Origin of the sequence: Allopontixanthobacter sp. (genome assembly GCF_034376665.1) — a bacterium.
Taxonomy (GTDB): Bacteria; Pseudomonadota; Alphaproteobacteria; order Sphingomonadales; family Sphingomonadaceae; genus Allopontixanthobacter.
Map to the genome: position 1 here is coordinate 1 of NZ_JAXMJI010000020.1, position 12,410 is coordinate 12,410.

Genomic DNA, 12,410 nt, shown 5'->3' on the forward strand with positions numbered 1-12,410 from the left:
CCGGTGCCGAGTGAGCCAGCGGCGGTGGCCGGTGCCGGTGCAATCAGCTCGCCCGGCACGTTCTGTTCGGCAATCGGCGGGACCGCCGCCGTGCGGGATTGGAGCCACCGGTCCCATTGCTCCGGTGCATGGGCCACAGTGACGAAGCCCATCAGGGCATGCGGACCACCGCAATATTCCGCACATACCCCGCCGTAGCGGCCCGCACGGTCGGCTTCGATCCGCAGCAGGTTGGTCCGGCCGGGAATCATGTCCTTCTTGCCCGACAGGTTGGGCACCCAGAAACTGTGGATCACGTCGCCGCTGGCCAGTTCGAGCACGACCGGGCGGCCCACCGGCAAGTGCAATTCGTTGGCATCGCGCATCATTACTTCACCGTCAGGGGCAAGATATAGGACGTCGAACCACCACATATTCCCGGTTATCCGCACCCGCATTTCGCCGCCGGTGTTACCTTCCGACAGCGAGGCCGTCAGTGTCAGGCCCCAGACCAGCAGGACGGTGAGGACAATGCCGGGAAAGGCGATGCCGCCGATCCAGACGGCGGCCTCGCCGCCCAGCTTCCTTTTCAGCCAAACGGGTCCGCGGATCGCGACATAAAGCGCGGTCACGACTATTGCGGTGACCACTACGCCTATCGCAATCAATGCCCACGCCAGTGTCGTAACGCTGTCGGCATAGGGTCCTGCAGGATCCAGTACCGGCGGCGGCCATCCCCACCACGCGTCGAAGGCCCCCGCGCCCTCAATCATCGTCGATGCCGTAAAAATATTCCGCCACATCCCTCGCCTCAGCTGCGGTCAGCGGCATCGCCGGCATCGTCGATCCGGGTTTGACCGCCGGCGCATTGCGCACAAAGGCTGCGAGATTTTCCGGAGTGTTGGGGATCGCCCCTGCAATAAATCCGAAATCGTCGAATTTTGCCAGCGATGGACCCGCGCGGCCTCTGGGCCAATCCAGGTCGGGAATTTCGTGACAGGCACCGCAGCCAACCCGCTCCATCGCAACCAATCCGCGCTGCCGGGCTTCGGGATCGGGAGCATAACGGGGACTCGGGGGTTGTTTGCATGAGGAGAGCACGCCGCTCACCGCGAACAGCGCGAGTAGTGCGATTGCTCGATTTGACGAGTGTTGGACCGTTTCCAGCATTACATAGGTAACCCGCCCATGACGATCTATGTTCCCGACTGATACGCACCAACGAACCGCCATTCCGGGCGGCCTCGTCGCTCTCGCGCTGTTGTGGGGATGCGCCGGACCGGAACCCGCGCCGCACCGCTTCGAACGTACCGGCGAGCTGATAGCCCTGAGCGGCGGCGACTCAGGAGCCACCGGCGCGTGTGTGACCTGCCACGGCCTGAAGGGCCAGGGAGACGGCGCGCTGGTCCCCCGACTGGCCGGACTCGATCCGGGCTATTTCGCCCGGCAGATGGAATATTTCTCGGAAGGCCAGCGACGTCATCCGCAAATGGCGTGGATCGCCGGACGGCTGGACTGGCCCGCCCGACAAAAGGTGGCCCGCTATTACGCCGACCTTCCGCTGCCTGATGGCGCAGGCAGCATTCCGTCCCCCGCCGATTGCAAGGCCGCCGAACTGTACCACACGGGCGATCCGCAGCGCGGGCTGCCATCCTGCGCGAGCTGCCACGGCGAAGACGGCGCAGGCGCTGGGCAAGGCAATCCTGCCCTGGCCGCGCAGCCCGCGCCGTATCTCCAGGCGCAGCTTCAGGCATGGTCATCGGGCAAACGGTATGGCGATCCGGATAACAGCATGATCCGCATCAGCCGCCTCCTGACGCGTCCGGAGATGGCCCGCCTGGCCGGCTATAGTTCGGCCCTGCCGGGTGGGAGTGGGTATCCGGCACCTCCGGAAGCATGCCCTTCAGCACGTCGTCCCGGTCCCAGAAGTGGTGCTTGATGGCAGCAATGGCGTGCGCGGGGATCAGCAGAGCCAGAAGGATCACACAGGCCACATGAACGTCACCGGCTGCTTCCAGGACCCGGAACTGCCATTCGGGTGACAAGTCCTGGAACGGCATCGCCGGTATGGGGACCAGACCCGCGAGCGACAGGTCCCTCGAAGGCTGGATCGCGGACCACATGATCCATCCGGACAACGGAAGCGCAGTAAACAGGGCGTAGAAGATGAAATGGATTGCGTGGGCCACCCTGGACCGCCAGCCCTGGCTGTCGGCATCGTTGATCGGTCCCGGCACGATCAGCCGCCACAGCAGGCGCAGCGCCCCAAGCAGCAGCAGCGTAAGGCCTATTTCCGAATGAAGCTGGTATGCGTCGAGCTTTGCCGGACCCACCAGATACCGCTGCATCGCCCAGCCGGTCACAAGCTGGTAGATGACCACCCCTGCCATCACCCAATGGAAAGTCACTCCGACCGGAGTATATTTGCCCCGCTCCCGGTAACTCATCGACCATTGCTGAAGCGCGCGGATCATGTCCCGGTGCCGGGCCGGGCCTCAGGCTCGAGCGAACGGTAAAGCAGGGTGACGGCAATCAGCAGATAGGCAGCCGCAGCCACCACCCACATGACGAGGCCGCCAATCTGCTGGTCTTCGAGCGGCGACAAGCCCCACAGGCTGGTGGTCAGGAAATGCGGCGCATAAAAGGCTCGGCCCGCGAAGGTCAGCAGGGCACCCAGCGCGCCCATCTGCACCATCGTCGCCAGCAGCGCGGTGACAGCAGCGGATGCGTGCGCTTGCCGCAGCCTCGCCCACCACACGGCGGCGCTGGCCGTGATCGTGATCTGCATGGTCCAGAACAGCAGATCGCTGGACAGCGCTGCCGCATAGAGGCCGGGCGCATGCCACAGCCAGATCACGGCGGCCTGAATCGCGGTCAGCACTGTCAGCGATGGAAGGGCGCGCTTGTGCAGACCCAGCGAGATCACCAGAAGCGGCGCCAGAACCAGCATCAGCGCAGCATGATGGCCGACGCGGACGGAAAACAGCGCCGATCCAAGCGCGCATATCGGGGATACGAAGAGCACCAGCACCGCCAGTGCTGCGCCGGTGTGGCTCGCCTTGCGGTCGGGAGCAAAGCGAAGCGCGGCAAGCAGGAACAGGGTCAGGGCCGTGATCAGCAGCGGATCGAAGTTCCACCGCGCAAACCACTCAGCAGGTCCTGGACCGGGCCCGCAATAGGGTATCCATTGTGAGAAACCGCTGGTGGTATTCATTACACCCTTCCTGTGCATTCAAGCCGCCAGACGCTCCGAAGTTCCCCCGAGGCACCACTGTCAGGCGGTCGATGCCCGGGAACGCCAATCCCTCTGATGGGTAATTTCAGCGTACCCGCCCTGATTCGGAACCTGGTGCATGGAGGAACGATGGCTTCTACCCTCTTGGAGAATGACATGGCGAACGGTGCTCCCGCTGCGCAAATAAAGTCGGTCTGCGATATATTGGACGAACTGCGCCATCTGGCGGCCGATCAGGACCGGGTCGCCATCGGCGATGTTCTCGATGCGATCGGAGACCGTTCCTACGGCCCCGCGCTCATCCTTCCTGCGCTGGTCGAGATCAGTCCGATCGGCGGCATTCCCGGCGTCCCGACCTTTCTGGCGCTGATGATTGCATTGACCGCCGCGCAGCTCCTGCTTGCGAAGGAACACCTTTGGCTACCCCAATTCATCCAGCGTCGGTCGGTCGGAAGCGGCAAGCTGCGGCGAGCGGCGGACAAGCTGGACGGGCTAGCAGTCCGTCTCGACAAATGGTTCCATCGGCGGTTTCACCGCTTTGTCGGAAATCGCTGGCAGCGCATTGCCGCCGGTGCAGTGATCCTGCTGTGCCTGCTGGTTCCGCCGCTGGAACTTGTTCCCTTCGCAAGCACGGTGCCGATGCTCGTGATAATGGCCGTCGGGCTGGCCATTCTGGTGCGCGACGGTCTGCTGATGATGATCGCTATTGGCCTGGCAGCGGCAACAATTGTCGGCGGCATCGGGCTGGCCGCCTCGTCCGATCTCCTCGGAGGCAGCGGCACCGGAGGGTAATGGCTAGCGGCTTACCGTGGCCCCAGCATATCTTCCGGCCGGACGATGCGATCGTAGTCTTCAGCGCTGACCCACCCGCTCGCCGTAGCGGCTTCGCGCAGCGACAGACCGCGTTCATGCGCATCCTTCGCGATCTTCGCCGCCTTGTCATAGCCGATGGTCGGGGCGAGCGCGGTTACCAGCATCAAGGAATTTTCGACGCTGCGGGCGATGTTCTCGCGCCGCGGTTCGAGACCTTCCAGCAGATTCCGGGTGAAGCTGTCGCAGCCGTCGGACAGCAGCCGGGCCGACTGGAGGAAATTATAGGCCACGACCGGGCGATAGACGTTGAGTTCGAACTGGCCCTGACTGCCCGCAAAGGTAATCGCCGCATTGTTGCCGAACACTTGCGCGCATACCTGCGTCAGGGCCTCGACCTGCGTCGGATTGACCTTGCCCGGCATGATCGAGCTGCCCGGTTCGTTCGCCGGCAGCAACAGCTCGCCGAGACCGGATCGGGGGCCGGAACCGAGCAGCCGGATATCCCCGGCAATCTTGGTGAGACTGACCGCGAGCCCTGTCAGCGACCCATGCGCGAACACCAGCGCATCCTGCGCCGCCAGCGCCTCGAACTTGTTGGGCGCGGTGACAAACGGCAGACCGGTCGCCCGCGCCAGTTCCTCCGCCATCATCGCGCCAAAGTCGGGATGGGTATTCAGGCCCGTCCCGACCGCTGTCCCGCCCTGGGCGAGTTCCAGCAGCCCCGGCAGGCACAGGCGGATGCGCTCGGTTCCCGCTTCCACCTGCCGGGCATAACCGGAAAACTCCTGCCCCAGCGTAAGCGGGGTAGCGTCCTGGGCATGAGTGCGGCCGATCTTGACGATATCCTGCCAGTCCCGCGCCTTGCCCTCCAGCGCCATCTGCATTCGTTCCAGCGCCGGCAACAATTTCTCCGAGATCATCCGGACCGCGGCAATATGGATCGCAGTCGGTACCGTATCGTTCGACGATTGGCCCATGTTGACGTGATCATTGGGATGCACCGGAGCCTTCGCGCCCAATTCACTGCCGAGCGACAGATTGGCCGCATTGGCGATCACTTCGTTGGCGTTCATGTTGCTTTGCGTTCCGGAACCCGTCTGCCAGACGGGCAACGGAAACTCCGCGTCGAGTTCTCCCGAAGCGACGCGGCCCGCGGCCGCTTCGATGGCTGCCGCCAGTTCGCCGTCCAGCAAGCCGAGCCGGTGGTTGGTTGCCGCAGCGGCGTGCTTTATCAGGCCGAGCGCATGGATGATTTCGGTCGGCATCCGCTCGGTTCCAATGCGGAAGTTCTCCGCCGCCCGCTGCGTCTGCGCACCCCACAAGCGGTTTGCGGGAACTCGAACCTCACCCAGCGTATCGGTCTCGATTCTGTGGTCAGCCATGGAACTAAGCATAGCCTTCTGTGCGGCCGCACAAAGGAAAAGTTTCGCCTAACTCCGGGTCACACCAGCCGTACGGACTAGAACCAGGCCTTGATCCCCACGAGCAGCACCACCCCGTCCGGATCTTCGCCTTCCAGCCGTGCGAAATCGGCCGTGCGGCCGGTCCTGGCCTCGTATTCCACACCGAGGTAGGGCGCGAATTCGCGGGTAATCTCGTAGCGCAGACGCAGACCGATTTCCGCCTTGGAAAGGCCGGACCCGATGCGCTGTTCGGGCACATCCTGCGCGGACAGCTCAATTTCGGCGCGCGGCTGGAGGATCAGGCGCTGGGTGAGTCTCTGGTCGTATTCCGCCTCGATCCGCGCGGTCAGGTCGCCCCGCTCTGACAGGAACAGCGCGGCATCCACTTCGAACATATAGGGCGCGAGGCCCTGCACTCCGAGCACTCCGTAGGCCGTCCCGGTCGGTTCGAGATCATAGCGCGCGCCCGCCTGCAAATCGAAAAAAGGACCGATCGCGTGGCTCCACAAGACCTGGACTTCGGCGGATTCCAGCGGGCCGGAAAAATCGCCCTCTCCTTCGGATTTCAGCCACAGCTTGTCGAGGTCGCCCCCGTACCATCCCTGCGCATCCCACAGATATTTCTCCTGGCCATTGGCGATTCTAGCTTCCAGCCGGTCGATGATCACGACACTGGTGATCATGCCGCCATTCTCGACCTTCAGCGCCTTGCGCGAAGCGGCCATGGCATCTGCGCCCCAGATCGCGTCGGCTGCGTGCCGCGGGCCCTGCGCGGCCTGCGGCGGCGGAGCCTCCTCGGCGGTCGTCAGAGTCATGTCATGGCCGGCGTGGGGGTCTTGCGCGGGGTCAGGTTGCTTGCTGCCCAATGCCTTGGCAATGGCCGACAGGTCATAGGCTGGCGGTGGCGCGGGCGTTTCCTGATGCTGATGCTGCGCCATGGCTGACGCGGACGCCAGCAACAGTGGACCAAGGGCGAACATCGCGGTCCTTCGCATCATGCTTCGCCGCCAAGGGGGCGCACGGTGACGACCTGGAACATGCCCGAATGCATGTGGTACAGCAGGTGACAATGGAACGCCCAATCGCCCGGCTCGTCCGCGGTGAGGTCGAAGGTGGCGGTGCTGCCCGGCTGGACGATAACAGTGTGCTTGCGCGGCTGCTGACCATGCCCGGCCCCGTTCACCAGTTCGAAGAAATGGCCGTGCAGATGGATCGGATGCGCCATCATCGTGTCGTTCACCAGCTTGACCCGGACCCGTTCATTATAGGCAAAGCGGATCGGATCATCGGCCACGGCAGAGAATTTCCTCCCGTCGAACGACCACATATAGCGTTCCATGTTTCCGGTCAGATGGATCTGCATTTGCCGGGTGGGAGATTTGACGCTGTGGTCGGTCTTCCGGGCGCGCAGATCGGCATAGCGCAGAGTACGGTGGTCGACCTTGTCCAAACCAAGTCCAGGATAGTCCATCCGGTCCACCGGCATCGGCGCGATCATGTCGACGCCCGCGCCGACTTCCACATCGGGCGGCAGGTTCGAAGTGTCGCGCATGGAATGGCTCATCCCGCCGGAGGATTGATCCATAGTCGGCGCTGGCGGTACGGTATGTCCCAGGGCCGCGTGATCGACCTCGCCGGCATTGCTGGCTCCGCGGTCTATGCCTTCCATGCCGCCCATTCCCATGTCGCCCATCCCCATATCGGCCATGGTCAGCGTCACCGGTTCGCGCAGCGCCGGAAACACCGTTCTTGCCCCCGCCTGCGAGGTAAGCGTTGCCGCGCCCATGCCCGACCGATCCATGGCTTCGGCCACCAGAGCATGGGCACCGGCGGGCGGGGTCACGATCACGTCATATGTTTCCGCCGTGCCGATCTGCAGTTCATCCACCTCGACATCGTGCACGTCCTGTCCGTCGGCCTGAATCACCGTCATCGGCACTCCCGGAATGCGAACGTTGAAGAAGGTCATCGCGCTGCCGTTGATGATCCGCAGCCGCAGCCGCTCGCCGGGCCTGAACAGATATTCCAGATTGTCGACCGGGCCGTGCCCGTTGACCAGATAGGTGTAGGTTGCCCCGGTCACATCGCTGATGTCGCGCGGGTTCATCCGCATACCGCCCCACATGCGGCGCATTTCGCCGGGCATATCGCCGTCGGTCGCGGTCTGCATCTGGTAGTTGAAATAGCCTTCGGAGACTTTCAGCTTGCGCATTATCGAATGCGGATGGAGCGGCGAAAATTCGCTCAGCAACACCACATAATCGCGGTCATAGCGCGGGTCCGGCTCGGCCGGATCGATGATCAGGGGTCCGTAATGGCCCATCTGTTCCTGCAAGCCGGAATGGCTGTGCCACCAATAGGTGCCGCTTTGCCGGATCGGGAATTCATAGACGAAAGTCTGCCCCGGCTTGATGCCCGGAAAGCTGACACCTGGAACGCCGTCGAACTGGAACGGCAGCAGCAGGCCGTGCCAATGGATCGAGCTGTCCTCGTCCAGCGTGTTGGTGACATGCAGCCGGACATTCTGGCCCTCGCGCAGTCGCACCAGCGGACCAGGCACGGTGCCGTTGACCGCCACCGCGTGACCGCTGCGGCCCCCGGTCGAAAAATGCGCATTGCCGATCGCCAGGCGGATATCCTCGCCTGATACCGTTCCGAAGCCCTTGCCGGCATGGGTCAGGCTTTCGCCCTTCGCCCAGCCAGGCATCGGAAGCTGCGCTGCGCCGATCATTGCGGCGGTTCCGGTGAGGAATTTGCGACGCGGGATCAGGGGAAGATTCGGAACGCGGCTTGCACTTTTCATCGAACGACACATAATACCCCCTTGGGGTATTACAAGACAGGAACGCCGGTGCCGACTATACAATCGAGAACAAAAACCAACCGCCTTCGCAGGATCGAAGGGCAGGTGCGCGGCGTGGCGCAGATGATCGAGGATGGCCGCTATTGCATCGATGTGCTGGCGCAGATCCAGGCGATCAAATCCGCTCTCGCCAAGGTTGAAAGCGAAGTGCTGAAAGATCACGCCGCCAGCTGTGTCTCCGCCGCGATTGCCTCCGGCGACGAGGCTGAGCAGCGCATCAAATTCAACGAATTGATCGAACTGCTGGAACGCCAGCGCCGCTAGCGGTTATTCGCTGCCCTTGATCGGGCCCGCTTCGTTGGCGAGCACCTCGACCACTGCCGTCCACACCGCGACATTCTGGCGCAATTGCACCGGATCGATCTTGTCGAGCGTGTCATCCGGTGTGTGATGCAGGTCGAAATAACGCGTTCCGTCCTGCTGCAGATCGATGATCGCGCCCTTCTGGTCCCGCGAGATATCGATGTCCGCCCCGCCGGTCGCGACCTGGCTGGACGGTGCCACGCCGAACCGCGCCACAGCGGCGGCGAGTTTCCCTGCGAGCGCGGGATTGCCCTGTCCGAAATTGGTCTGGATCTGCCAAATCCTGTCCGCCCCGAAATCGCTTTCGAGACCCACCCCGATAGGCTCGCCAATATGTGCGGCGCTGTAGGCCTTGCTGCCCCACAGCCCGGTTTCTTCCGCCCCGGCAAACAGTACCCGGATCGTCCGCAGTGGCTGCCCCGCTGCCGATGCGTGCCGTGCGGCCGCGGCCACGATGCCGCATCCCGCACCGTCGTCGATTGCGCCGGTCCCCAGATCCCAGCTGTCTAGATGGCAGGCAAGCAGGACTGGAGGCAGCGAGGGATCGCGCCCGACGATTTCCCCGACGACATTGCCCGACCGCGTCTGGCCAAGCTTTTGCGGGGTCAGGACCAGCTTCATCGTCACTGGCTTGCCGTCTGCACGTTCGAACATTCGTTCCAGATTGGCGGCATCGGGAAGCGACAGCGCGCCCGCCGGAATCATGCCATCAACCACCTGCGTGCCGCCAGTATGCGGATTGCGGTGGTAATCGGTGCCGACCGATTTGATGACCGAGGCGGCCGCGCCCTTTTCCGCCGCGATACTCGCCCCTACCCAGCGCGCCGGGCCCGCAAAGCCGTATTGCGACCCGTCCTGCGTAGGTGTCATGGAATGGCTGATATAGGCGATCTTGCCGGCCAGGCTTCCGGCCGGTGCAGTTTGCAGGGCGGCGACGGTATCGAACTTCACGACTTCCGCGGTGATCCCGTTAATGCCGGTCGATGCGCTGCCGCCCAGCGCCGTCACATGGAAGGGTTGCGGAAAGGGCGCGACGATCTCGGCCGTTTCAACGCCGCGCACCCAGGTGTCCATCATGTACGGCTCGTTCACGACATTGGCGAAGCCGTTTGCCTTCAGCCATGCCATCGCCCAGTCCCGCCCGCGCTGTTCCGCCTCGGTACCCGCCTGGCGGGGGCCGACTTCGGTCGTCAGCCCCTCCACGAAGTCCCAGGCGAGGGTGTCACTCACCAGAGCCATATCGGCATGATCGGCCGGTTGGGCCATCACGGCAGGAACGGAAACGGGGAGCGAAAGTGCGACCAGCACGAATAAGGATGATTTCATGGCGCCGAGCGCTATCTCCACCCGCCGTCTAAGTCCAGCCGGTCAGAATTTAACCCCCGCAGAAATTCCCCAGATCCGCGGTTCGTTCACCATCGCGGTCAGATTGTTGAAATCGATCGCGCTGACTGCCGAGGTATCCTTGGTGATATTGCGGACAAAGGCGGCGACATCGAAATCGTCGGTGGAATAGCCGATGCGCACCCCGCCTTCGATCTGGCGAGCATCCTGAAATTCAACCGATTCATACAGGAAGAAATTGATCCGCGAGCGGTACGACCAGTCGGTAAAGGCGTAGAATTCGCCATTCGGGGTCGGGATTTCATAACGCGCGGTCCAGTTCGCAATCCACCGCGGTGCCTGCGGCAGCCGGTTCCCGTCGATGCTGACGATAGCGGCAGAAAAAGGTGCCGCGGGGGTCACGATTGGATCGGTGATCGTGCACAGAGAGACATTCGGGAAGGTATCGAGCCGCGTCGCCCCGCAGGCTGCGGTGGTCAGATCAGAATCCTGGATTTCGGTGTGGTTGAAGCTCAACCCCGCCGTAAGATACAGATTATCCACCGGGATCAATTCGGCATCGAGCTCGAAGCCGTAGCCGCGCACATTATCGGCATTGATCAGCCGGTTTGCGTTCACATTGCCGCCAACCGCCGTCAATTGCGCATCGTTTAGATCATACAGGAAGCCCGACAGGTTTACGCGCGCACGCCCGCCCAGCAGGGTGGATTTGATACCAGCTTCATACGAGGTGATGGTTTCCGAATCGGCAACCGAGACCCCGTCTTCCAGCGGTGTCGCCGTGGCTGGCGGGAACAGAATACGTCCCTGAATGCTCGGCGCACGATACCCGCGCGCCACCTTTGCATAAAGATTGACGTCGTCGGTCAGTTCGTAAGTGACGCTGCCGTCCCAGGTGATCGTGTCATCGCTGACCGACCGGGTGACCGTGCCGAGTGGATTTTGCAGGAAAGTCGGGAACTGCGAATCCGCGCTGCGCACAACCACGAAATCGCGTTCATCGTCATTGTACCGGATGCCGCCCGTGACACTCAAACGCTCGGTCAGATCGACGGTTACAGAGCCGAAAATGCCCAACGCTTCGCTGTCCTGTTGCTGCGAAACGACGATATTGATCCCGCCCGGCGCATTCAGGGGATCGCCCAGTGTGGAGAAATTCTGGCTCAGGATGCTGAGGCTTTCATCGAAATAAAAGATCCCCGCCTGATAGCTGATCGGTCCGTCCCCATTGCTGGCAATACGCAATTCCTGGGTGAACTGATCAAGGTCCGGAACCGCATCGCGCGTTTCCGCCGTGAACGGAATATCGCCTGGACCGAACAGGTTTGGTGGCAGGAAATTCGCGCCAAAGCCGCCGTCGACGTCGCCAACCGAGGATGATTTGCCAGTCCAGAAACTGGTTACCGAAATCAGCGAAACCGGGCCGATGTCCCACGTCACGCGGGCCGAAGCGTTTCGGGTCGTTACCGATTGGTCATTCTGACCATCGGTGGAAACGGTATCGCGATCGAAATTCTCGTTGAGGCCGGTCTCGCCGCGAGTAAAATTGTTCGCCCGGAACAGACGCGCCGTGCCCTCGAGATCGCGCACCTGGCCGGTCAGCAGGATCTCGAAATCATCCGAAGGACTAATCGCCGCCTGCAGACGAAAGGCGAGATCCTTGTAACCACCAAAGGCGTCCTTGGTTGTGCCCGATGGCAGCACATTATCGACGTAATCATCCTGCCGCTGATACAGGCCCGACAGCCGGACGCTGACATTGTCGCCCAGCGGACCGCCTGCTGCAGCTTCGGCATTGATGTTGTTGAAGCGGCCGTAGGAGACATTCGCATAGCCGCCGGGAGTGTCCTGCGGCTTTACCGAATCGAATTTGACGATCCCCGCCGGCGTGTTGCGCCCGAACAGCGTACCCTGCGGGCCGCGCAACACCTCTACCCGTTCCATGTCGAACACCGGGAACCCCTTGAGAATGGGATTTTCCAGCACGACGTCATCATAGATCAGGCTAACGGGCTGGGACGCGTTGAAATCGAAATCGGTGTTGCCGAGACCGCGAATATAGAAGCGCGGGAATGTACGCCCGAACGACGATTCGACGATCAGGCTGGGCACGCGCCCGGATAAAGCGCGAATATCCTGTCCCCCGCTGCCGAGCGCGACCAGCTGGTCTTCGCCGATCGCGGTGACGGATACCGGCACGTCCTGCAGATTTTCCTCCCGCCGCTGTGCGGTAACGATAATCTCCGTCAGACCGGGCGCGGCCCCGACTGTCTCGTCGGTATCCTGCGCTGCGGCTGGCGCGGCAAACATGATGGCACTGGCAATTGCCAGAGCCGCGCTGGTGGTGAAACAACGTGCATTGACTGTCATAATCTTGCCCCCGAACCGGCTGTCGATTTTGTCACGGAATGCCCCCAAGCCGCGAATCGATCGTTGTAAGATGTCGGTGCAATTCGCAGCGGTTGCGGCC

Annotated in this window: 11 protein-coding genes and 1 pseudogene; 3 read left to right on the top strand and 9 right to left on the bottom strand. The window is 62.6% G+C overall.

Going from position 1 to position 12,410, the window contains the following annotated elements:
• Window positions 1-752, bottom strand: a 752-nt coding sequence (locus tag U0988_RS01700) for a cytochrome C oxidase subunit II (RefSeq protein WP_322290920.1), incomplete at its 3' end; no start/stop codon positions are given.
• Window positions 745-1,149: a cytochrome C gene (locus U0988_RS01705; protein ID WP_322290921.1), complete on the bottom strand. Its 405-nt coding sequence runs from the start codon at window positions 1,147-1,149 to the stop codon at window positions 745-747. The genes U0988_RS01705 and U0988_RS01700, both read right to left, overlap by 8 nt.
• A gap of 28 nt (window positions 1,150-1,177) precedes the next feature.
• On the opposite strand from U0988_RS01705, the pseudogene U0988_RS01710 reads away from it, so the two are divergent.
• Window positions 1,178-1,738 (top strand): annotated as a pseudogene (locus U0988_RS01710) (c-type cytochrome); the annotation flags it as partial.
• A gap of 43 nt (window positions 1,739-1,781) precedes the next feature.
• Here U0988_RS01710 and U0988_RS01715 read toward each other — a convergent pair.
• Together U0988_RS01715 and U0988_RS01720 are read right to left on the bottom strand one after the other, a co-directional pair.
• Window positions 1,782-2,453 carry a cytochrome b gene (locus U0988_RS01715; RefSeq protein WP_322290922.1) on the bottom strand — a complete coding sequence of 224 codons (672 nt, stop codon included), beginning with the start codon at window positions 2,451-2,453 and terminating at the stop codon, window positions 1,782-1,784.
• Window positions 2,450-3,193 carry a cytochrome c oxidase assembly protein gene (locus U0988_RS01720; RefSeq protein WP_322290923.1) on the bottom strand — a complete coding sequence of 248 codons (744 nt, stop codon included), beginning with the start codon at window positions 3,191-3,193 and terminating at the stop codon, window positions 2,450-2,452. Before U0988_RS01720 ends, U0988_RS01715 begins: the two co-directional genes overlap by 4 nt.
• A gap of 177 nt (window positions 3,194-3,370) precedes the next feature.
• Here U0988_RS01720 and U0988_RS01725 point away from each other — a divergent pair, with 177 nt between their 5' ends.
• Complete coding sequence (locus U0988_RS01725; protein ID WP_322290924.1) at window positions 3,371-4,006, top strand: exopolysaccharide biosynthesis protein; 636 nt, start codon at window positions 3,371-3,373, stop codon at window positions 4,004-4,006.
• 11 nt (window positions 4,007-4,017) lie between these two features.
• On the opposite strand, the gene fumC is transcribed toward U0988_RS01725, so the two are convergent.
• From fumC to U0988_RS01740, 3 genes are all read right to left on the bottom strand, one after another.
• Entirely contained in the window at window positions 4,018-5,409 is a 1,392-nt protein-coding gene (gene fumC / locus U0988_RS01730; protein ID WP_322290925.1) for a class II fumarate hydratase, read from the bottom strand.
• A 77-nt stretch (window positions 5,410-5,486) separates the two neighbouring features.
• On the bottom strand, window positions 5,487-6,425 hold the full coding sequence (locus U0988_RS01735; protein ID WP_416172351.1) for a copper resistance protein B: 939 nt from the start codon (window positions 6,423-6,425) through the stop codon (window positions 5,487-5,489).
• Window positions 6,425-8,233 (bottom strand): copper resistance system multicopper oxidase, encoded by a 1,809-nt coding sequence (locus tag U0988_RS01740; protein WP_322290927.1) that lies wholly within the window; start codon window positions 8,231-8,233, stop codon window positions 6,425-6,427. Before U0988_RS01740 ends, U0988_RS01735 begins: the two co-directional genes overlap by 1 nt.
• Window positions 8,234-8,281: 48 nt before the next feature.
• On the opposite strand from U0988_RS01740, the gene U0988_RS01745 reads away from it, so the two are divergent.
• On the top strand, window positions 8,282-8,557 hold the full coding sequence (locus tag U0988_RS01745) for a metal-sensitive transcriptional regulator (RefSeq protein WP_322290928.1): 276 nt from the start codon (window positions 8,282-8,284) through the stop codon (window positions 8,555-8,557).
• Window positions 8,558-8,560: 3 nt separating this feature from the next.
• On the opposite strand, the gene U0988_RS01750 is transcribed toward U0988_RS01745, so the two are convergent.
• Window positions 8,561-9,922 carry a M20/M25/M40 family metallo-hydrolase gene (locus U0988_RS01750; RefSeq protein ID WP_322290929.1) on the bottom strand — a complete coding sequence of 454 codons (1,362 nt, stop codon included), beginning with the start codon at window positions 9,920-9,922 and terminating at the stop codon, window positions 8,561-8,563.
• Between the two features lie 42 nt (window positions 9,923-9,964).
• Window positions 9,965-12,310, bottom strand: coding sequence for a TonB-dependent receptor (locus tag U0988_RS01755; RefSeq protein WP_322290930.1), 2,346 nt, complete (start codon window positions 12,308-12,310; stop codon window positions 9,965-9,967).
• Between the last annotated feature and the right edge of the window lie 100 nt (window positions 12,311-12,410).